The organism is Shewanella sp. LC6 (assembly GCF_006385735.2).
GTDB lineage: Bacteria > Pseudomonadota > Gammaproteobacteria > Enterobacterales > Shewanellaceae > Shewanella > Shewanella xiamenensis.
The window spans coordinates 3,683,671-3,706,387 of the sequence record NZ_CP043902.1; the positions used below are offsets into that span (position 1 = coordinate 3,683,671).

The window sequence follows — 22,717 nt, forward strand, 5'->3', positions numbered from 1 at the left end:
CGTCAGTCACTTAAACAGACATACAGATATATTTGATTTCTAAATATTCTTCGATACCGAACTTAGAGCCTTCTCGGCCGAGCCCTGAGGATTTCATTCCGCCAAACGGCGCGACTTCGGTGGAGATCAACCCAGTGTTGACACCTACCATGCCGTATTCCAATGCCTCGGCCACTTTCCACACTAAGGAGATATCACGGCCATAAAAATAAGCCGCTAACCCAAACTCGGTATCATTGGCTTGCTTAATCACATCGTCCACATCGGTAAACTTAAACAGCGGCGCCAGTGGGCCAAAGGTTTCTTCACGGGCCACGCGCATACTGCTATCGACATGCGTCAGTACCGTGGGCTCGAAGAAGTTGCCGCCTAAGCTATGGGGCTTACCGCCCGCGACTACTGTCGCCCCTTTACTGAGCGCATCCTCAAGGTGGCTCTGGACTTTTTCTACCGCCGCGCGATTGATAAGCGGTCCCGTAGTGACGCCTTCAGTAATCCCCTCGCCCACCTTTAATTTGCCCACGGCAATGCTGAGCTTGCGAGCAAATTCATCATACACGCCCTCCTGAACATAAATGCGGTTAGCGCAGACACAGGTTTGCCCCGCATTGCGATACTTAGCGATCATGGCACCTTCGACTGCCGCATCGATATTGGCATCATCGAATACGATAAATGGCGCGTTGCCGCCTAATTCTAAAGATAATTTCTTCAGCGTCGGCGCGCATTGCTCCATCAACTTAATGCCCACTTGGGTCGAGCCGGTGAAAGACAACTTACGCACGACTGGGTTACTGCACATCTCATTACCAATGCCGATAGCATCACCGGTGATCACACTGAATACCCCAGCGGGGATCCCGGCGCGCTCGGCAAGCACGGCCAAGGCTAATGCGGTAAAAGGCGTTTGCGGCGCAGGTTTCACCACCATAGTACAACCGGCAGCCAGTGCTGGTGCGGCTTTGCGGGTGATCATCGCCGCTGGGAAGTTCCAAGGAGTAATAGCCGCGGTCACGCCCACGGGCTGTTTGATCACCATGATGCGTTTATCGCCCTGATGCCCTGGAATCGTATCGCCATAGACGCGTTTCGCCTCTTCGGCGAACCATTCGATAAAGGAGGCGGCGTAGGTGACTTCACCCTTCGCTTCGGCAAGGGGTTTGCCCTGCTCAGTGGTCATCATTAGCGCTAAGTCATCACTGTTTTCATTAATTAATTCAAACCAGCGACGCAGCTTGGCACCACGCTCTTTTGCAGTAAGTGCTCGCCATGCAGGCAATGCCGCTTCAGCTGCCGCAATCGCCGCTTGCGTTTCGGCTTGCCCCATCACAGGGACGCTTGCGATCACCGCGCCCGTCGCGGGATTAGCGATAGCGACAGTTTCTTTTGACTGCGCATCGCACCACTGACCATTGATATAACATTGCTGACGCAGCAGACTCGGGTCTTTTAACAACACAGGAAATTCCTCTCGCGGCGAGGTAATACCTTACCTCGTATAAAAAATTCAAATAAATTAAATACCTAATTTGTCTCTTAGACTGTAATACCATGCTCCCAACGCACTAAAAGGCACACGTAAGGCGTGTCCGCCGGGGAAGGGATAATGGGGCAGCGCCGCAAAAGCATCGAAACGCGTGGCTTGACCATTGAGCATTTCGGCAATTAACTTGCCTGCCAAGTGGGTATAAGTGACGCCATGGCCACTACAACCCTGTGAGTAATAGATATTTTTACCAATACGGCCGACCTGTGGTAGGCGCGATAAGGTCAATAAAAAGTTACCCGTCCAAGCATAATCAACCTTAACCCCTTTTAACTGTGGGAAGGTTTTGAGCATATTCGGGATAATCAGGGATTCAATATCCGCAGGATCGCGGGCACCATACACTACACCACCGCCGTAGATCAGGCGCTTGTCACCAGACAGCCTAAAATAATCAAGCAGATAGTTACAATCTTCGACGCAGTAGTCTTGGGGCAACAGACTTGCAGCCAGCTCTTCATCCAAAGGCTCTGTGGTGATCACTTGGGTACCGCAAGGCATAGACTTGGCTTGTAATTCTGGCATAAGTTTACCGAGGTAAGCGTTACCTGCCACCACCACAAACTTGGCTTTTACACTGCCCTTAGCGGTGTGTACGACAGGACTATCGCCTTCATCGACCCGCAGCACCGCTGAGTCTTCAAAAATCTTGCCGCCGAGGGATTCTACTGCACGGGCTTCACCCAAGGCTAAATTCAGCGGGTGAATATGGCCGCCGCTCTTGTCCAACATACCGCCGACATAGCGCTCAGTATTTACCACAGTTCGAATGCCGTTTGCATCGAGCATCTCAAGCTTGCCAACATGACCATGGCTTTCCCATAACTGCTTTTGATGGCGTAAATGTCCCATCTGCTTTTCGTTCATCGCCGCAAATACGCCGCCATCTTTTAGATCGCAGTCAATGTTGTACTTAGCAATACGTTCACGGATGATGCGTCCGCCCTCGAAGGCCATTTGACCAAAGAGCTTGGCTTGTTCTTTGCCAACGGTTTTTTCAATGGTATCAATGTCACGGCTATAGCTGTTGACGATTTGTCCGCCATTACGCCCCGAGGCTCCCCAACCAATTCGCGCCGCTTCGAGCACCACCACACTAAAACCCGATTCGAGTAAATGCAGTGCGGCAGACAGGCCTGTATACCCCGCACCAATCACACAAACATCGGCTTCAATCGATTCCTGTAAACGCGCGCGCTCAACCTTATCGTTGGCCGATGCCGCATAATATGATCCAGTGTGAGGTATGGCTGACATGATGTTCCCTTGATTTTTATGTTCATTATTTTAAACAACTATCACATCCTACACCTTCAAATCGGGAAACACTAGCCATAAAAGCACAATAATTTACACAATGTTTGATATTTCAAACAAGGTGTCCTTTATGTCTTAAACAGATTTGAAAATTGAGTGTAGAGGTACAGATAAGAAGACTTGGCGGGAAGAGAGAAGGATGGCCTTTGGTATTAAGGCCATCCTTTTTCACTCGAGATTTCGACTCAGTGCTTGCTCACTCTCTCTTGAATCTCAGCACTGGAATCCTCATTTGTGCATGTTAGTACACATTAGTTAAGCGGCATCCGTTCACGTTTTTCGGCGCGTCTTGCCATATACCACGACAGGAAGGCAATTAACGACACACATAGAATGATAAGTGTTGCCAATGCGTTGATCTTAGGCGATACGCCCAAACGCACCGAGGAGAACACCACCATAGGTAAGGTCGTCGCACCGGGGCCTGAGGCAAAGCTTGCAATCACTAAGTCATCGAGTGACAGACTAAAGGATAACAACCACCCCGCCACTAATGCCGGCGAAATCATAGGCACAGTGATCAGGAAGAAGGTCTTAAGCGGTGTTGCACCAAGATCCATTGCCGCCTCTTCGATTGACATATCTAACTCACGCAATCTTGAAGACACCACCACAGCCACATAGGCCGCACAGAAGGTCGAATGGGCAATCCATACTGTCACCATGCCGCGCTCTTTCGGCCAACCTAAAAGATCTGCCAAATGCACAAATAGCAGCAGTAATGACAAACCCGTGATGACCTCGGGCATAACCAAGGGCGCTGTGATCATATTCGACAAGGTGAGCTTGGCCCATGAACGCTTAAACCGCGTCATCACAAAGGCAGCCATAGTGCCGATAATCACCGCCATAGTGGAGCTGTAAAACGCAATTCTTAGGCTGGTCCATACGGCATCGAGGATCTGCTGATCGGCAAATAGCTCGCCGTACCACTTAGGTGAAAAACCGCCCCACACTGTCACAAGCTTGGATTCGTTAAAAGAATAGATCACTAGAATCAGCATAGGCGCGTATAAAAAGAACAACCCAAACCACAGCATTACAGAAGAAAAACTCAGCTTTTTCATAGGTCTTTCTCCAAACTACGTGCTTGATAGCGATGGAATAAGGTAATAGGAATAATCAGTAGTGCCAGCATCACAATCGCCAGTGATGAGGCCATAGGCCAATCACGGTTATTGAAGAATTCCTGCCACAACACTTTACCTATCATTAACGAATCTGGACCGCCGAGCAGTTCAGGGATCACAAACTCGCCGACTGCCGGAATAAATACCAACATCGATCCAGCAATTACCCCACTTTTGGATAAAGGAAAAGTAATTTTCCAGAAAGTGTTAATTCGACTTGATCCTAAATCCGAAGCTGCCTCAATCAAGCTCATATCTAACTTCACTAAGGTCGCATACAGCGGCAAGATCATAAAGGGCAAATAGGCATAGATAATCCCGATATAGACGGCGATATTGGTGTTCAAGATTTGCAATGGCTCAGAAATGACTCCTAACCACATCAATGTGTTATTGATAATCCCCGTGTTACTTAAGATCCCCATCCAGGCATAAACGCGGATTAAGAACGAGGTCCAAGAAGGTAGCATCACCAATAACAACAGCACGGTTTGCAACCTTGCTGGCGCACGGGCAATGGCGTAGGCCATAGGATAACCAATGATCAAACAACCAATGGTTGAAATGAGCGCCATTTTTAATGAGCTGAGATACGCGGTGTAATACAGCGAATCATCTAGCAACATCAAATAGTTACCCAAATGCAGGAAGATATTTAGTACATCATCTGCATATTGAAAAGTCGCCTCATAGGGCGGAATTGAAATCGCCGCCGTAGAGAAACTAATTTTAAGGACAATGGCAAAGGGCAAGGCGAAGAACAGCAATAGCCAAGTATAAGGTAGACTTATCGTCCAGAAGCGTCCTTTAAGCCATTTAAGTTTGGACTTTATCTTCATGATCTTAACACCACGCCACTGGTGTCCTCCCAACTGATAAACACTTCATCATCCCAGGTTGCATGGTCGGCGCGACGTTCACGGTTTGTCATACTGCATTGCACAATCTGACCATTTTCAAGGCGAATGTAGTACACCGAGATCCCACCTAAATAGGCAATATCATGCACTATGCCCTTAGCCCAGTTGTATTCACCTTCAGGTTGTTCACGGCTGATAATGGTTTTCTCAGGGCGCACAGCGAGCCATACGTGTTTTTCTTCAACACTGGTGGTTACCCCGTAACCCACATAGAAAGGCTGTACTAAATCATTGGGTTTAATGATGAGGTGGTCGACTTCGTCCACTTCAATCTCGCCGCCAAAGAGGTTCACTGAACCGATAAATTCGGCAATCATGCGACTATTTGGACTCTCGTAGATATCCATAGGAGAGCCAGTTTGAGCTATCCAACCATCACTCATAATCGAGATCCGGCCCGCCATGGTCATGGCCTCTTCCTGATCATGGGTCACCATCACACAGGTCACACCAACACGTTCGAGGATTTCAACCACTTCTAACTGCATCTGAGTACGCAGTTTCTTATCTAGTGCACCCATTGGCTCGTCAAGCAATAATAATTTCGGACGTTTTGCCAAAGATCGAGCAAGGGCGACCCGTTGGCGCTGACCACCAGAAAGCTGATGCGGTTTACGTTTCCCGTATTGCTCCATATGTACCAACTTGAGCATTTCCTGAACGCGTTGCTCAATTTCAGCTTTCGGTAACTTGTCTTGCTTCAAACCAAAGGCGATATTTTGTGCCACAGTCATATGGGGAAATAGCGCATAGGATTGAAACATCATATTGATCGGACGTTCATAAGGCGGTAGATCGGTAATATCTTCACCATCGAGAAAAATCCGCCCAGAAGTCGGTCTTTCGAACCCCGCGAGCATACGCAACAAGGTAGACTTACCCGAGCCTGAGCCTCCAAGTAAGGCAAAAATTTCGCCTTTATTGATCGTCAATGATACGTCGTCAACTGCACGCACATCATCAAACAGCTTACTGACCCGCTCAATCTTAAGCAGGACTTTTTCTTGCGTCTTTGTAGTGGGTTTATTGGTGACGCCCGAGGTGCTTGCCATAGTACTTCTCCACCCGAGTATTGATGTGATAACACATTCAACACTTGAGATTTACACAATGAATTAATGAATAGAGATTTAATCTTGCAGACTTAATGTCCAAAGGAGCTGCCATTGTCTTGTTTATCAAAAGGGGCAAGCTGTGCTTGCCCCATGTCGATTATTGGCCAGATTTCACTTTGGTCCAGACGCGAGTTAATACACGTTGGATTTTCAATGGACGAATTTCGCCAATATACAATTTATCTAATACTTCTTTTGGTGGATAAATCGCTGGGTCATTGCGAATCGCTTCATCGACTAAGGGCTGCGCAGGATCGTTAGGATTTGCGTAAGCCACATAGTTAGAGATAGGTGCAATCACCTCAGGGCGAAGTAAGTAGTTGATAAGCTTGTGAGCATTTTCCACGTTAGTGGCGTCTGCTGGGATGGCTAACATATCAAACCACAGGTTGGCGCCTTCTTTAGGAATAGAGTAACCAATCTTATTGCCATTACCCGCTTCATCGGCGCGGGCAGCAGCTTGGAACACATCACCAGAGAAACCATAAGCCACGCAAATATCACCATTGGCGAGATCAGAGATATAACGTGATGAATGGAAATACGTCACATAGGGACGAATCTTTTCGAGTAACTCACCGGCTTTTTCGTAATCTTCGGCCTTAGTACTGTTAGGATCGAGCCCAAGATAAATCATCGCCTGTGGCACCATATCATCGGCCGAATCTAACATGGCAAAGCCACATTTAGAGATTTTTTCAGCATATTTTGGGTTAAAGATCAGCTCCATAGAATTTAATGGTGCATCTTCACCCACAGCCGCTTTCACTTTATTGATGTTGTAACCAATACCATTCGTTCCCCACAGATAAGGGACTGCATATTGATTACCTGGATCGGCCTTCTCTAACAGCTTCATCAGGTCAGCATTGAGGTTTTTAAAATTGGTAAGTTTAGAGCGGTCTAGTGGCTTGAATGCTCCGGCCTTAATCTGTTTAGCGAGGAAATGGTTAGATGGGACAACGATGTCATAGCCGCTGCGACCAGATAATAACTTAGCTTCGACGACTTCGTTGCTATCAAACACATCGTAAATCACCCGAATCCCAGTTTCCTTTTTGAAGTTTTCTAAGGTGTCTTCTGCAATATAATCAGACCAATTATATACACGCACAACTTCTTCAGCTTGAGCAGCTACGCTGGCAAGTGATCCTGCGGTTACTAGCGCCAAAGTCGTCATCTTATTAAATAGCTTCATGCTTTCTCCTTTCTCGGGTAGCAGAATTGCCTTTAACAATTCTGAAATTGTGTCACCGACCATCTGCTCGGTTATTGTTGTTATTCTCGACCAATGCTACACCTTAAAAACCGCATCGGCAGTCTCTACAGCACCATAATGCCTTCATCTCTAGGTCGCTGCAATGAATGGGATTATCAGATTTCATGCCAAATTTATCTATATCTATATTTGCATTAACAAGCATAAAAATAGACTAGTTATCGTAACACCATACATCTTGCAATATTAAGGCAAATGCCTCAAGCCCCTAGGGAAACCGCTGCAACCATCTTACAAAGTTATTAACTAACAGCCAGTTAAAACCAAACTTACAGGTTCAACTTTATGTATTTACTCTTAGGACCCAAGCACCGCACACAGAGACACTAAATGAATGAGCACTCAAAAGAGCAGATAAATCTTCCCTTTATCCAAAGTAAGCACTTAAGGTTAAAAGCACTCTGCACCAAAGTTAAGCAAGCAACCCAAAATGGTGCAGAGAGTTTTTAATCACTGTTTGAATGTTCTCATTGTCAGGCGTTAGAATCCGTTAACAAAATGACAACATTGAACAAAAACAGTGCAACCTATGTAAAACATTTTATACACTGAGTAATAAAAATTCTCGCTCCCACGAACTCACCACTCTGCGGAAATTTTCAAGCTCGGCCTGTTTGACGGCCACAAAGCCCGTGGTAAAGGACTCACCTAAATATTCCTTACAGGCATCACTTTCTTCCATCGCGGCTAACGCCTCTTCCAAGGTTAATGGTAAGCAGTGTGGGTTATTGCTCCGGCTTTCATTGGATTTACCTTGAACGGGTGTGGAGGGTTTGAGTCCCTCGACCATACCGATATAACCACAGAGTAAACTCGCAGCAATGGCTAAGTAGCAGTTAGCATCCGCACCAGGAATGCGGTTTTCAATACGACGATTTTGAGGTGAAGATTCCGGAATACGTAAACCACAGGTCCTATTTTCAACACCCCATTCCAAGTTAACGGGCGCAGAGGTTCCCGGTAAGAATCGACGGAACGAGTTAGCATTTGGGGCCATCAAAGGTAGGAGTTCAGGGATAAATTTCTGTAGCCCTGCGATATAGCTCAAAAACAACGCACTTTGCGTACCATCTTCGTTGGTAAATATATTTTTACCGGTTTCTTTGTTAATCACGCTTTGATGAATATGCATAGCACTACCCGGCTCATCGGTTACGGGTTTTGCCATAAAGGTAGCGCAAACATTATGCTTTAATGCCGCTTCACGTAGAGTGCGCTTAAACACAAATACCTGATCCGCCAATGATAACGGGTTACCGTGACTGAAGTTAATCTCCATCTGTGCTGGGCCATCTTCATGGATAAGCGTATCAATATCTAAACCCTGAATTTCACACCAGTCATACATATCTTCAAACAGAGGATCGTATTCGTTGGCGGCATCAATTGAAAAAGACTGACGTCCCGCTTCCGGTCTGCCTGAGCGGCCAATAGGCGGCTTGAGGGGTAAATCGTGATCATCGCTACGGCTGGTCAGGTAAAACTCCATCTCAGGTGCAATAACAGGCTCCCAGCCTTTTTCATCATAAAGAGACAGCACTTTTTTCAAGACGTTACGAGGTGATAATTCGATAGGATTGCCCATTCTGTCGTAACAATCGTGGATCACCTGTGCCGTAGCTTCAATCGTCCAAGGCAGCATAAATACTGCATTTTCATCGGGAACGCAGACAAAATCGATATCGGCATCATCGAGCAAACTGTAATAGATATCATCGTCGACAAAGTCACCGGTGACGGTTTGCAGCAACACGCTTTCGGGTAAGCGCATACCTTTTTCATCGAGAAATTTATCTACTGGGGCAATTTTGCCACGGGCGATACCAGTCATATCACTGATAACACATTCGACTTCTGTGATTTTTCGTTCTTTTAAAAAAGCGATTAGCTTATTCATTTTATTTCACTCGAGTTGTAGCCCTACGACGACACGCATCGCCAAAGGCATTGAATATTGAGAGGTAAAATGGGTTTTCACTTACTTTCCATTCAGGATGCCATTGCACACCGAGGGCAAATTCAGTGGCATCTATCACGGAGAAAGCCTCCACAAGACCATCAGGAGCACAAGCTTCTGGCCGCAACCCCATCCCAAGGCGCTCCACGCCTTGAGTATGCACAGAGTTAACCTCTGCAGAGTTACGGCCCCAAGCCTCGTAAATGACCCCCCCAGGCTCCACAGTAATACTGTGGGATGGCCCATATTGCACCTCTAACGAGGCCTCTTTATCTTCTCTATGTTCAATAAAACCGCCCACTTCGTGTAACTTCTGGTGCAGACTGCCACCAAAAGCCACGTTCATTTCCTGAAAACCGCGACAAATCCCAAGCACGGGGACTCCCGCAGCAATGGCAGCTCGAATAAGTGGTAGTGTCGTAGCGTCACGCTTAGGATCGTGGTGAGTACCCGCTTCACTCGGTACCCCCGCATAAAGGTGTGGCTCAACGTTAGAGGGCGAACCCGTAAACAGAATACCGTCAAGTCTTGCCAGAATGGCTTCGATAGGTTGGTCCGCGCCTAAGGATGGGATCACAAGTGGCCACCCCTTAGCACCATTTACCACACCTAATAGGTATTTTTCGCCAACAATATTAAAAGGGTGTGAACCCAATCGTTGGTTACACGCAATAACACCAATAAGGGGTAACAGGGTAGACATAACTCACCTTCCAAGCATTTATTCACGAGTACAATGAACAAGTTAATTTTTAATGTTCATTTTTTCACACAGTACACCGAAATTTAACCTCAGGCAAGAGGTTAAACACTTGTTAATGACAGTTTGATTTAAATGCGTAATTTTCAGTTTTAATACAGAAACTTAAACTAACAATCTTTGTTCTTTGATGATAAAACAACCACCAGCAGTATTGTCAGGATGAAAATTAGCCAAAGATAAAGACTGAAAACCTAAGTTCATTTGAAAAATATTATTTACACTTTGAATGATATATTACAATCCAAAGCCGGACTAATATGGTGAGTAACTGGTGGGTTCTCAAAGAGAACGCTACCCTAGGCAATCTAGGACAGCGTTACGCAATTAGAAATTAGCAGGGGTTGTAGCACTGATCAGCCGACAAGGCTCATCGAAGGGATTGCGAAATCGATGGGGTAGCTCACTATTAAAGTAATAGCTATCACCCGCTTCTAAGATATATACCTCGTCGCCAACGGTAAGCTCGAACTTGCCTTCAATCACCATGGCAGCTTCTTCACCTTCGTGTTTCAGCATTTCCTCGCCCGTATCCGAACCCGGTGGATAGGTTTCACTCATCACCGACATAGCACGATTGGGAAAATCACGACCAATCAATTTGAATTCTAATGGCCCAGTACCTATGTTGAGGAGTTCATCGGAGCGATATACCACTTTTTGCTCACACTCAATTGAAGCTTCAATTGAGAAAAAATCGACTAAAGACATAGGGATACCCGACAATACTTTTTTCAAAGAACTGACGGATGGGCTAACACTGTTTTTTTCGATCATTGAAATCGTACTGTTAGTCACACCAGCACGCTTAGCCAACTCGCGTTGGGATAAGCCTTTCATTTTTCGAACAGTTCTGAGACTGGCTCCAATATCCAAATTTCACATCTCCCCAAAGGATCGGTCGCCCCGATAGATGAAGAACGGTTGTTCAGGATAAACACCATCCCAAACACATTTTAGCCCTAAAAGCGTGAGTTTAATCGCTTCGGTTGTATTCTAGCTAAAAAGTGTGTTAAATAAAACGAACACTTTAAAGCAGTATCACAAAAGTGTGATGAGTATACTGAGACAAGCCCAATTTACAATAAAAACAATTTTTTGGAGCCCTAATGGCCACTAAACCTCCAGTGCACAGTGAACAATACCCTCACTCTTATTATCTTGATACTGCTAAAGAAATTTACGATCACCCTCAACTTGAAGGCAGCATAACGGCAGATGTTTGTATTGTGGGTGGCGGCTTTAGCGGCATTAACACAGCGATTGAGCTAAGACAGCGAGGCTTAAGTGTGGTGTTGCTTGAGGCCAAACGAATTGGCTGGGGCGCTTCAGGACGCAATGGCGGTGAGCTGATCCGCGGTATTGGCCATGACCCAGCGCAATTTATAAACGAAATTGGACAAGAAGGTGTCAGTGCGATCCAGCAAATGGGCTTTGAAGCCGTGGAGATCGTTAGAAATCGGATACAGACCCATGATATCGATTGTGACTTACAAATGGGCTATTGCGATCTTGCGGTGAAGCCTCGACATATGATTGAGCTTCAAGACGAATTCGACAGTCTTAAAAGCCTAGGATATCAGCATGAAATAAAGCTGCTGACCCAATCCCAACTCAGTGAAGTTATCGGCTCAGAATTTTACCAAGGTGCCCTAGTGGATATGGGAAGTGGCCATTTACATCCACTTAACTTGGCCTTGGGTGAGGCTCGTGTTGCCCGTGAATTAGGTGCGCAATTATTTGAATACAGCGCCGTAGAAAAGATTATTTCAGGCAATAAACCGCGAGTATTAACGGCAAAAGGCGAAGTGACTTGCCAATATCTCGTACTCGCAGGCAACGCCTATATTGGCCATAAATTAAATAGCTACATCGGCGGTAAGGTGCTTCCTGCGGGGAGTTATCTACTTGCAACTGAACCACTCACAGAAGCGCAATGCCAAAGCCTTATCCCGCAAAACATGGCATTTGCAGATATGCGAATCGCCCTAGATTACTTCCACTTATCAGCGGATAGACGCTTACTGTTTGGTGGCCTTTGTACTTATTCAGGAAAAGATCCAAAGGATATAGAGGCAGCACTTAGGCCCAATCTTGAAAAGGTATTCCCACAATTAAAAGGCATCCGCATCGATTACGAATGGGGCGGCATGATAGGCATTGGCGCCAACCGTATGCCGCAAATTGGTCGCCTACCCGATGCGAGTAATATTTTTTACGCCCAAGCCTATGCAGGTCATGGCGTAAATGCCACCCACATGGCAGCAAAACTCCTAGCCGAAGCCATTTGTCAGCAAGCAGGATATTTTGATGTATTCGCCAAGATTAAGCATATGACCTTCCCTGGCGGCCCCACATTCCGCTCGCCTATGCTGGCTGCAGGTATGCTGTACCACAGGTTTAAGGACTTATTCTAAGGTTTGCTCTGTCGTTGGATAAACGCGCAAGTATCCAACGACCTATAGGGCGCGGGTTAATTTAATCCGCCTACGCCGCCTTGCCCACAGAATAAAAGGCAGTGAACCAAGATAATGCACGATTAACGCCACCAACACGCCAAAACCGATACCACTGGCGGTTAACGGGATGCCAGGCTTAAAGTTAACAATAGTCTGCTCTAAATATTCAAAACGAGCGGGATTGAACATATAGGCGGTTTTCTCGAAGAGATTGCCCTGCTCAAAAGTCTGCATTCCCTGTTGAAGTGTTTGCAGCAGAGCCAACGTCTGGCGCTTTTGCTCGGCATCCGCCCTAACGCTAGGCTCTTCATTTTGCAAATGGCGGGCGATCATGGTTTCCACATCGCTGAAGTGATACGCCTTAGCCGTGGCCTTATAGCCCTCAACTTGCCATTGAGTCGAAGTATAGAGCCCCGCCAAAAATTGCTGATAATGATCGGCTAATTGGGGGAGTTGCAGCGCCATCACTAAGATAAAGCCAAAGATCAATTTATCGAACAATCTGGTTATCATGACAAACTCCTTGATAAGTCAAAGGACATATCACAGTCAATTGATTGCGGCAAGGTTAGCATTCCGAAGGACAGCACTCCACCTAATATCGTTTAACGCTCGATGGGTAAATCGTTGCGACTGCCCCAATCAGCCCAAGAACCATCGTAAAGTACAGCATCAGTATGCCCCGAAGCGACCGAGGCTAAGATTAAAATACAGGCGGTAATACCCGAGCCACAGCTAAAAATCCTTAACGGTTTATCGCTAACAAGCCCTTGAAACAGCTTAACCAATTCGGCCACATCTTTGATTTTGAAGCCATTGAGCACGTCACCAAAGGGGAGATTGACCGAATGGGGAATATGCCCGCTGCGCACTCCGGGTCGCGGCTCACTCACTTGGCCTAAAAAGCGCGCCGATCCCCGTGCATCAATAATTGCACTATCGCTATCATCAAGCTTGGCTAACACAGCCTCAGCATCCATCACCTTCGCAGGCTGATATTCCAGTACAGCAGTCAGTTTCTCACTATCGCTTGCGCCACAATCTATCCCTTCTTCCTGGTAGCGAGATGAGGTGACTCTGTCTTCAGCCATCCATTGAGGTAAGCCACCATCGAGCACATACACACGGTGAAATCCCATTACTTTGAAAATCCACCAAGCGCGCGGAGATGAATAAATACCTTGATTATCATAGATAACAACCACGCTGTTCGGGCTAATACCAAGCTTGGCAATTCCTTCTACAAACTGTTCAAATTTGGGTAAGGCATGGGTTTGAGAAGACGTTTTATCGCAAAAATCCTCTTCCACATCAAAGCGCCTCGAGCGAGGAATACATACAGGCTCTGAATAGACAATCGGCTCTTTGCCCAAAACCACGGCCATACTGGCGTCGAGTAACACTAAATCAGGCGAGGTAAGATGCGCTTCGAGCCATTGAGTACTGACGAGAGGATATTCCATTGGTTGTCCTTATTGTTGTTTTATTGATTCAAATTCAACACCCCATCGCGATTATCTTGCATTAATGGCGTATTGAAGTTTCGGGGTATTTTGACAGCAATTTAACCTGAAAACGCCCCCTAAATACTTTCAAAATGATTTAGGCTTTGTGGTGATTCACCTCCACTAAACCAGCTATTTTCTACAGGTGCAACAAGCATTTTTCGATAACCTTGATACTTAACGGCCTATAATCGCTGAATCAAAACTAAGCCAATACATTGAATAACAATATAAAAAACACGCTCAACTTGAGGTTTTGAAAGGCTAAACCGAGATAGCGTCAGATAAATCATCATATCTTTAACCCTAGCACACCAGCTAGCCATCTTCGCCTTCACGACTTCTAGTCTAATAGGTACCATTTACTCGTTATCAGTAGGTAAAGTGAGGCTCACAATTCTCCATGCACAGCTCAAAATAATTGGCCTCATAATAAAGACTTATGCTATAAGTTACCCCATTAGGAATAGGCTAATATGGACATAAAATGCGTGTTTGCGGTGAGACCAAGGCTAAAATTGAGCAGCGACGTTTTTCGACACTGTTTTTTTTACTGAGTACCTCACTATTATTGTTATTCTTAGTCAGCCATCAAGCTAAAGCTCAAGAAAGTCAAAATGTTATACAAAACTCCTCATCTCAGACTGTTACCTTAGCAGCCGAAGATAGTTGGCCCCCATTTGCAAACCAGTTTGGCCAAGGCATTTCTCATCGACTGATCGAAGCCGCATTTAAACAAGCTCACATTGAGGTCAATAGTCTTGTTGTGCCCTACAGCCGAGCCTTGATGATGGCCGAAAAAGGGGCTGTCGATGGAGTATTTAATGTCACAAGAGAAGCCAGTACCGAGCAGCGATTTGTGTTTGGTAATACACCTTTATTTATTGCCAAAGCCTCTTTTTACCAACGAAAACAGCGTCCGTTAATTGCAGAAAATAAATGGAAAATCCCAAAAGGTAGCATTATTGGGGTGATAAAAAGCTATGAGTATGGCGATGAATTTCCTGAATTAGTCAAACAACGCCAACTCAATCTCGTCACCGTCGCCACCCAACAACAACTAATCAATTTACTGCTGATTGGCCGAATCGATGCTGCTGTTATGTTTGATCTTGTCGCACAAGAAAAACTGCAAAACATGGGGGTAACCGATGAAGTGATTGCCGCATTCAATAACCACAGCAGTCAGATTTATTTAGCGTTCTCGAAGGAAAACCCTAAAGCTGCGTTATTAGCTAAAGCCCTCGATCAAGGCTTATCCATGCTGAAAGAAAATGGCCAATATCTGCAATTGTTGAGTGCTAACTAATCACCTAATCCAGCCTTGAAGTTAGCTCCCCACACTCTGCCCTTGAATGCGGATAATCTCTTGATTGACCCACTGCAATAACTGTTTAATGGCTTTAGATAAAATCTGATTTTGGCGCACAATATAGCCTAGGCTTGTACTTGGAAAATCCGGCAGTGGTGTCACCTTACTCTTTAAGTTTGTCTTAGTGTAAATGGAAAACTCAGGCACAATAGCCACCCCAAAGCCAGCCTCCGCCCAATCGATTTGGGCATCAACACTGCCGACTTCCATAATCCGATAGCGAGGCAAATTTAAGCTAGGTAAGGCGGGATCAAGCAGCTCGCGGGTACGGGTATCGTGCCCAAGTAAAATCAAGGTTGGTTGCTCCGCTAATGGCATATCATCACGCCCTTGACTCTGCTGCCATAGCGCTAAATTATTCCCAAGTGCGCACCATTTGATTTGCTGCAACTCAGTAAAATGTAGCGGCTGACTTTCCTTTTGAGCGATAACAAAACCTAAATCCGCCTCGGCATTGGTGACCAGTTCAGAGGCTTGAAACGAAGTCGTATTAAGCAGGGAAAAATCAATCCCGGGGAATTCCGCTTTAAACAATTGAAAAGGCTGAATTAACAACAAGCGAGAAATGATGTCGCTAGCCGCTATGGTTAAGGTACCTTGGCTAAGATCGTTGATGGCATTGAGATCCGCCTGACACACTTGCAACTCCATCAAGGTCTTCTGACTGCTCTCGAGCAAACGGAACCCCGCCTGAGTTAACCTAAACGGATTACGTTCAATCAACTTCACCCGCGTGTTCTGCTCAAGTTGTTTGATATGCAGGCTGACATTGGGCTGTGTCATATGCAGCGCCGCAGCTGCCTTACCAAAGTGTTTACACTCAGCCAATGTCACAAAGGTTTTTAGCCAATGAAGTTCGAGCATTGCTTTTATCTCCATCCATCATTCCCAATTGCGTCATGATATATGACTTTCTTATCGATGTGATAACTATAATTAATTTCTCTTATTCGATAACGGGGTCTAGCATAACCGCTTAATTCCTGTGGAGATGATGTTATGCCGTCTATCGTAGTTGTGGGTGCAAATTGGGGTGATGAAGGCAAAGGCCGCATCGTAGATTATTTAGCCGCAGATGCTGCTGCGAGTGTTCGCTTTCAAGGCGGTAACAACGCAGGCCATACAGTCGTAAACGACTATGGCACCTTTAAATTACACCAATTACCTAGCGGTATTTTCAATCCAAACTGCGTTGCAGTACTTGGCCCAGGCATGGTGATCAGCCCTGAAAAACTCAGTGTTGAGATCGCCGAAGTCGAAGCGGCTGGCATTGAAGTTAAATTATGCATTTCTGACCGTGCAACCCTTTGCTTACCGATCCACGCACTGGAAGATACCTTAGAAGAACAACGATTAGGCGATCTGGCCTACGGTTCAACCCGTCAAGGTATCGCTCCAGCCTATGGCGATCGCGTGATGAAAAAAGGCATTCTGGTTGGTTGGTTAAAGCAACCCGAAGTGCTGCAAGAGCGCATTCAATTTATGCTTGATTGGAAGCTACCACAATTAAAGGCGCTCTATCCAAGCTGTGACTTCTCCCAAACTGCCGCCGAAATGACTCAGTGGTTATTAGATGTCACCGCGCCATGGCGTCCCTTTATCTGTAACGTGACAGAGCCATTAAAAGCGCTGCAAAAACAAGATGCTAACTTACTGTTTGAAGCGCAATTAGGCGCAGGTCGTGACTTAATTTACGGTGAATATCCGTACACAACCTCTTCTAACGTAACAGCGGCTTTCGCAGGTCTAGGCAGTGGCTTACCCGCGCTGCGCCCAGAGCGCATCATTGCCGTAGCCAAAGCCTTTAGCTCATCTGTCGGTACGGGTACTTTAGTTACCGCGATGGAAGAGCAGGATGACTTCCGTAAAAACGCCAACGAGTTTGGTGCGACTACGGGTCGTCCACGTGATATGGGTTACTTCGATGCCGTTGCTACTCGTAATGGTGTTGAGCTGCAAGCAGCAACTGAAATCGCCCTGACCAAGATTGACTGCCTGACAGGCATGAAAGATCTCAAGATTTGTGTTGCCTACGATGGTGAGCACACTGAGAACCCAATTTGGCCACAAACGGCTGCATTAAGCCCAGTGTATGAGCAAATGGAAAGCTGGAGTGAAGACATCACCACTTGCCGTACCTTCGAAAGTCTGCCAAAGGCTGCACAACATTATGTTGAACGCATCGAAGCCCTCATGGGCGTGCGCGTCAGCATGGTGTCAGTTGGACCTGAGCGCGATCAAATGATCATTCGCTAACGCATCGATTACCCTACAAAAAAGCCATATTCGTTTCGGCGAATATGGCTTTTTACTTTTGCTTTTTATACTCATCCCCCATTCCAATGGGACTGAGCGACTCTCTTGGGTTTTGTTTCACAAAATAAACCGCTAGACTGCGCTCAAATGAATAATCCTATATCGATGATTTTATGCCGCAATTTAGCCCGACTTATTCTTTTCCTGTGCAAATTTACTACGAAGATACCGACTTTTCTGGTGTGGTGTATCACCCGAACTTTTTGAAATACTTCGAGCGTGCCCGTGAGCATGTGATTGGCGCCGAGCGTTTACGCGAGCTCTGGCAACAGCAACAATTAGGTTTCGCCGTGTATCGCAGTGATATGTTGTGCCACGAAGGCGTGGAATTTGCCGACATCATCGATATCCGCACTAAGTTCTACTTTGAGAGTAAATACCGCACTGTATGGCAGCAGGAAATTTGGCGACCCAACGGCAAAAAACCTGCGGTCACGGCCACCATTGAAATGGTCTGTATGAATCAAGCGCGACAACTCGCGCCGATGCCAGCAGAGTTAATCACTCAATTAAGCTTAGGAATGTGACCCCATATTGACGCAAAGCATTTTGGGTGCAGGACGGAGTCGATGCCAGTGCATCTCAAGCTCTACTGCCCGCATTGGCTTGGCGTAGCATATGCCTTGAATCCGATCGACGCCCATCTTGACTAAGAAATTAAGCACCTCTTGGGTTTCGACGCCTTCGACCGTTACCTCATAACCGAGTTTTTTAGCAATATTAATGCTGGCCTCAAGGATATATTCAGAGGGTTCGTTCGGTTTCAGATCCTCAAGAAATGCTTTATCAATCTTCACTTCGTTTGCAGGTAAATGTTTTAAATAAGCGAGGGAAGAATGACCTGTACCAAAATCATCGATGGCGAGTTTTACCCCAAGGCTGCGGATTTGCGCTAAGGTATCAACGGCTTTATTTAAATCTGCCATCAAAGTACTCTCAGTAATTTCAATCATTAAGCATTCTGGCGGTAACTGGTAATGCTTTAGGCGCGCATCGATTTCATGGGGTAAGGTTTCACTATCGAGATCGCGAGTCGATAAATTCAACGCAACACAAACAGAAATCCCCGCTAATCGCCATTTTACCTGCTGCTGGAGCACTTGTTCTAAGGCCCAATGGCTAACGAGATCGATCATACCCGCGCATTCGGCAAGTGGGATAAATTCCCCAGGAGAAACCAATCCTAGCTCTTCATGTTCCCAGCGGATTAATGCCTCGACCTGAGTGCATCCCCCTGAGGTAACATCCTGCTTAGGTTGGTAAACCATGTATAAATGATTGCGTTGTAAACCATTAGGCAAGCTATCAATAATCTTTAATTCTCGCAGCTGGCGAATATCATCATTCTCACTGTAACAGGCAATTTCGATTCGAGTTGAACGGGCTTTTTTGAGTGCCAAATCGAGTCTTCTGAGCATATTACTCACGTCTGCATGGTGCTGCGCTAATTGCAAACAGCCAATTTGTAGGCGCACACTGACTGGCGTATCCTTAATTTTAAAGGGTACCTGCAAGCGCCCACGTAAATGCAGCAACGACTCCTGCGACAAACTCTGCTCGTAATAGAGAAAAAACTCATCACCATTTAAGCGGGCAATCAGTTTCGGTTTTAGGCTTAAGCCAGTTAACCGCTCGGCAAACTGTTTTAGCAAAATATCGCCAAACACAAACCCAAAAAGATCGTTCACATAGCGAAAACGATAAATATCAATAAGGACTAAAGTACCTTGTGTGATAGGCACTAACGAAGCCAGTGCGCGTTTAAGCCCAACACGATTATTTAACCCTGTCAGCTTATCTTTGCCCATCCCCGCGGGTAACGCGGCTAACATCTCATTTAAGGAATGATACAGGGACGCATACTCTTGCGGCACGTCTGTAATGTTAAGTGGGCTTCGGTCCGTCTTTTGCTTTTCAAGTTGAGGGCATAACTGTGCTAAGAATTGCTGCTGTTGGCGCAATGCTTGGGATCTTGTGCGTAAAAGAAACAGCACGGCGATCAAAACGATAACCAACGCTAAACTGATAAACTCCAAAATAACCATACCTAGGCCTCAATCTTACAGCGTAAGCTAATGACCAATATTTCCTCACCATAGGACAAGATTAATTTCCTTCTAAGCCCTAGGATTACTGGTAACTTTCTTTGATTGAATGGAATTTATCCATAAATTCATCACTTGCTAAGTCATTCGCCGAGACGGGTAATCCACGGCTAACAAACACATCCATCCGCTGCTCAAAATCAGCTCCTGCGCGTAACTCGCCAGTGTAGAATGCCGCGGCACGGATAAAATCTAAGTAGGTAACATGGTCGGGTAAATAGGGCAAATCAGCCCATCGCTCAACTACTTCCATCACCTCAGGGGCAAAATCCCAACTTTTTAACACGGCACGACCTAAAGGGCCTTGCATTTTACGTACTAAAGAACGCAATTGCTCAATACTGGTAAATAACTCAGGATGGGCCTCCGCCTCAGTGAGCACAGGCAAAGCACCGATATTATGGACTAAACCTGCAAGGGTTAAAGTGTCTAAATTTAACTGGCTAGGACGACGCTTATTGTACATCTGCAATATGGCACAAGCCGCGGCCGTCACATCGATAGAAGTACGCCAAACCTCATCCATCACTTCCCACACCATTTCATTGGTGGAAATAAATAGCTGCTCCATCGCCACTGATGTCGCAATACTCTTAATTTGGATTAAGCCAATACGGGAGACTGCGCTATTAATACTCTCGGCGGGAATCCCACGACTATACAAGGCACTGTTGGCCACTTTAATAATACGCGCCGAAATGGCCGCATCTTGACCGATCACCTCTGCCACTTGCTTAAGACTTGCATCTGAGCGGCTCACCACTTCTTGCACCCGCATGGCGACTTCAGGCAAGGTTGGCAATACTAAGGCATCATCTTTTAATTTTTTAAGTAATCCGACTAACAGTAGATGTTCAGTAGACATCTTCGCTCCCATCAATCTGCAAACATAAAGCGGTAATAGTTGGAGTATATCAGTTGACGATCATTTGATGGGCAGAAAAAAGCATCAGACGTTAATTATTTGTATGACGCTGTTATCAATTTAGTCTCACGACAAAACATTTTACGCTTTGATATCTCAGATTAAGTTAAAGGTGAAAATCAATGGAAACACACAAATGGATTCATGGTCTCGCACGATCGTCAGAGTAAGAATGGTAGGTATATTCGTAAAACGCGAACTATACCTAATCTTAGACGTAGCAATTTGCATAAGCCTACTTTGATTGTGTAAAATGCCGCCCCCGCGCATTGCGCCTCCATCTACCAACCAATTCGAGAGTCATTATGTTTAAACCAGAGTTGTTATCTCCCGCTGGGACGCTGAAAAACATGCGTTACGCCTTTGCCTATGGTGCAGATGCCGTGTACGCCGGTCAGCCGAGATACAGCCTAAGGGTACGTAATAACGACTTTAAGATGGAAAACCTCGCAACGGGTATCGAAGAAGCCCATGCGCTGGGTAAAAAGCTTTATGTGGTGAGTAACATTGCTCCCCACAACGCCAAGCTCAAAACCTATATCAAAGATATGGAGCCAGTAGTGGCGATGAAGCCCGATGCGCTGATCATGTCAGATCCTGGCCTTATCATGATGGTGCGTGAGGCTTTCCCTGAGCAGGTGGTGCATTTATCGGTGCAAGCGAATGCCATTAACTGGGCGTCGGTCAAATTCTGGCAAACCCAAGGCATTAAACGGGTGATTTTATCCCGTGAATTATCCTTAGATGAAATCGAAGAAATTCGCCAACGTTGCCCCGATATCGAGTTAGAAGTGTTTGTCCACGGCGCCCTGTGTATGGCCTACTCAGGCCGTTGTTTGCTGTCGGGTTACATCAACAAACGCGATCCAAACCAAGGCACTTGCACTAACGCCTGCCGTTGGAAATACGATGTGCATGAAGCGCAGCAAACCGACTCGGGCGATATCATTGCTCTGTCGCCACAAGCTAATACGGTGCAAATCGAGACGCCGACCTTAGGCGCGGGTCCTGCGACCGATCAAATATTCCTGCTGCAAGAAGCCAATCGCCCCGGTGAATATATGCCAGCGTTTGAAGATGAGCATGGCACTTATATCATGAACTCTAAGGACCTGCGCGCAATCCAACACGTTGAGCGTTTGGCCAAAATGGGCATCGACTCGCTGAAGATCGAAGGCCGTACTAAGTCTTTCTACTATGTGGCCCGTACCGCACAGCTATACCGTCAGGCCATCGACGATGCTGCCTCAGGCAAGAGCTTCGATCGCAGTTTGATGAATCAACTCGAAGGCTTAGCGCACCGCGGCTACACCGAAGGTTTCTTACGTCGCCATGTCCATGATGAATACCAAAACTACGACTATGGCTACTCGGTCAGCGATACCCAACAATTTGTGGGTGAATTAACCGGTAAACGCAATCTGGCTGGCCTTGCCGAAATCGAAGTGAAGAACAAATTCTCCGTCGGCGATAGCGTTGAATTAATGACGCCGCAGGGCAATATCAGCCTCACCATCGAACAACTCGAAAACCGCAAAGCCGAAGCGGTTGAAGCGGGATTAGGTTCGGGCCATACCGTTTACTTGCCCGTGCCGAAAGAGGTTGATCTGAACCACGGCATTTTACTGCGTAACCTGCCTCAAGGTCAGGATACCCGTAACCCACACGAAGCAGGCTAAGGCATGGCATTACTGATCGACGACAGCTGCATCAATTGCGACATGTGTGAACCTGAATGCCCAAATCAGGCTATCACCATGGGGGAAGAAATCTATGAAATCGACCCAGACCGCTGCACCGAATGCGTAGGCCACTACGATAAGCCGACCTGTGTTTCCGTCTGTCCGATTGATTGTATTGACCCTGACCCTAACCGTGTCGAGTCCCACGACGAGCTGTTAGTCAAATTTGCCATACTCACGCAAAAAATTTGATTGAGCGTCAGCCGTTTAAACTTAACAAAAAGCCCCGCAATCTAAGCGGGGCTTTTGTTTATCGGTTGATTACAGCC

20 protein-coding genes are annotated in these 22,717 nt (G+C 46.2%); 6 read left to right on the plus strand and 14 right to left on the minus strand.

From position 1 onward, the window contains the following. Positions 1-10 precede the first annotated feature (10 nt). The 9 genes from gabD to FJD32_RS16580 form a co-directional block, all read right to left on the minus strand. On the minus strand, positions 11-1,459 hold the full coding sequence (gene gabD / locus FJD32_RS16540) for an NADP-dependent succinate-semialdehyde dehydrogenase (RefSeq protein ID WP_140906905.1): 1,449 nt from the start codon (positions 1,457-1,459) through the stop codon (positions 11-13). A gap of 57 nt (positions 1,460-1,516) precedes the next feature. Then, positions 1,517-2,803, minus strand: coding sequence for an FAD-binding oxidoreductase (locus FJD32_RS16545; protein ID WP_037415423.1), 1,287 nt, complete (start codon positions 2,801-2,803; stop codon positions 1,517-1,519). 311 nt (positions 2,804-3,114) lie between these two features. Next, positions 3,115-3,930, minus strand: a complete 816-nt coding sequence (locus FJD32_RS16550; RefSeq protein WP_037415420.1) for an ABC transporter permease subunit — start codon at positions 3,928-3,930, stop codon at positions 3,115-3,117. Further along, positions 3,927-4,832, minus strand: a complete 906-nt coding sequence (locus FJD32_RS16555; protein ID WP_037415417.1) for an ABC transporter permease subunit — start codon at positions 4,830-4,832, stop codon at positions 3,927-3,929. The genes FJD32_RS16550 and FJD32_RS16555 overlap by 4 nt, the downstream gene beginning before the upstream one ends. Next, the gene (gene potA, locus FJD32_RS16560) at positions 4,829-5,965 is read right to left on the minus strand and encodes a polyamine ABC transporter ATP-binding protein (RefSeq protein ID WP_037428537.1); all 1,137 of its coding nucleotides are present in this window, start codon (positions 5,963-5,965) and stop codon (positions 4,829-4,831) included. Before potA ends, FJD32_RS16555 begins: the two co-directional genes overlap by 4 nt. Positions 5,966-6,125: 160 nt before the next feature. Then, positions 6,126-7,226, minus strand: coding sequence for a polyamine ABC transporter substrate-binding protein (locus tag FJD32_RS16565; RefSeq protein ID WP_037415411.1), 1,101 nt, complete (start codon positions 7,224-7,226; stop codon positions 6,126-6,128). Between the two features lie 622 nt (positions 7,227-7,848). After that, positions 7,849-9,204, minus strand: a complete 1,356-nt coding sequence (locus tag FJD32_RS16570; RefSeq protein ID WP_037415407.1) for a glutamine synthetase family protein — start codon at positions 9,202-9,204, stop codon at positions 7,849-7,851. Position 9,205: 1 nt separating this feature from the next. Continuing rightward, entirely contained in the window at positions 9,206-9,967 is a 762-nt protein-coding gene (locus FJD32_RS16575; protein WP_037415404.1) for a gamma-glutamyl-gamma-aminobutyrate hydrolase family protein, read from the minus strand. 384 nt (positions 9,968-10,351) lie between these two features. After that, positions 10,352-10,900 (minus strand): cupin domain-containing protein, encoded by a 549-nt coding sequence (locus tag FJD32_RS16580; protein WP_037415400.1) that lies wholly within the window; start codon positions 10,898-10,900, stop codon positions 10,352-10,354. Between the two features lie 233 nt (positions 10,901-11,133). On the opposite strand from FJD32_RS16580, the gene FJD32_RS16585 reads away from it, so the two are divergent. After that, entirely contained in the window at positions 11,134-12,441 is a 1,308-nt protein-coding gene (locus FJD32_RS16585; RefSeq protein WP_069454463.1) for an FAD-binding oxidoreductase, read from the plus strand. A gap of 42 nt (positions 12,442-12,483) precedes the next feature. Here FJD32_RS16585 and FJD32_RS16590 read toward each other — a convergent pair whose 3' ends face one another. Beyond that, positions 12,484-12,996: a DUF2937 family protein gene (locus tag FJD32_RS16590; RefSeq protein ID WP_069454462.1), complete on the minus strand. Its 513-nt coding sequence runs from the start codon at positions 12,994-12,996 to the stop codon at positions 12,484-12,486. Between the two features lie 92 nt (positions 12,997-13,088). Further along, complete coding sequence (locus tag FJD32_RS16595; protein ID WP_140906906.1) at positions 13,089-13,946, minus strand: sulfurtransferase; 858 nt, start codon at positions 13,944-13,946, stop codon at positions 13,089-13,091. 529 nt (positions 13,947-14,475) lie between these two features. Between FJD32_RS16595 and FJD32_RS16600 the strand changes: the two genes are divergently transcribed. Then, positions 14,476-15,297, plus strand: a complete 822-nt coding sequence (locus tag FJD32_RS16600; RefSeq protein ID WP_055647296.1) for a transporter substrate-binding domain-containing protein — start codon at positions 14,476-14,478, stop codon at positions 15,295-15,297. A 21-nt stretch (positions 15,298-15,318) separates the two neighbouring features. Here FJD32_RS16600 and FJD32_RS16605 read toward each other — a convergent pair whose 3' ends face one another. Next, positions 15,319-16,224, minus strand: a complete 906-nt coding sequence (locus FJD32_RS16605; protein WP_037415386.1) for a LysR family transcriptional regulator — start codon at positions 16,222-16,224, stop codon at positions 15,319-15,321. 135 nt (positions 16,225-16,359) lie between these two features. On the opposite strand from FJD32_RS16605, the gene FJD32_RS16610 reads away from it, so the two are divergent. Together FJD32_RS16610 and FJD32_RS16615 are read left to right on the plus strand one after the other, a co-directional pair. Further along, positions 16,360-17,616: an adenylosuccinate synthase gene (locus FJD32_RS16610; protein WP_037415384.1), complete on the plus strand. Its 1,257-nt coding sequence runs from the start codon at positions 16,360-16,362 to the stop codon at positions 17,614-17,616. A gap of 173 nt (positions 17,617-17,789) precedes the next feature. Continuing rightward, positions 17,790-18,203, plus strand: a complete 414-nt coding sequence (locus FJD32_RS16615; RefSeq protein WP_037415381.1) for a thioesterase family protein — start codon at positions 17,790-17,792, stop codon at positions 18,201-18,203. On the opposite strand, the gene FJD32_RS16620 is transcribed toward FJD32_RS16615, so the two are convergent. Both FJD32_RS16620 and FJD32_RS16625 read right to left on the minus strand, forming a co-directional pair. Further along, a complete protein-coding gene (locus FJD32_RS16620; protein ID WP_140906907.1) occupies positions 18,192-19,721 on the minus strand; it encodes a bifunctional diguanylate cyclase/phosphodiesterase in 1,530 nt (509 codons plus the stop codon). The two genes, FJD32_RS16615 and FJD32_RS16620, sit on opposite strands and share 12 nt — an antisense overlap. 85 nt (positions 19,722-19,806) lie before the next feature. Continuing rightward, the gene (locus tag FJD32_RS16625; protein ID WP_037415376.1) at positions 19,807-20,646 is read right to left on the minus strand and encodes an HDOD domain-containing protein; all 840 of its coding nucleotides are present in this window, start codon (positions 20,644-20,646) and stop codon (positions 19,807-19,809) included. 365 nt (positions 20,647-21,011) lie between these two features. Between FJD32_RS16625 and yegQ the strand changes: the two genes are divergently transcribed. Both yegQ and FJD32_RS16635 read left to right on the plus strand, forming a co-directional pair. Next, complete coding sequence (yegQ, locus tag FJD32_RS16630) at positions 21,012-22,385, plus strand: tRNA 5-hydroxyuridine modification protein YegQ (RefSeq protein WP_055647295.1); 1,374 nt, start codon at positions 21,012-21,014, stop codon at positions 22,383-22,385. A gap of 3 nt (positions 22,386-22,388) precedes the next feature. Continuing rightward, complete coding sequence (locus FJD32_RS16635; RefSeq protein ID WP_011621854.1) at positions 22,389-22,640, plus strand: YfhL family 4Fe-4S dicluster ferredoxin; 252 nt, start codon at positions 22,389-22,391, stop codon at positions 22,638-22,640. Positions 22,641-22,717 lie beyond the last annotated feature (77 nt).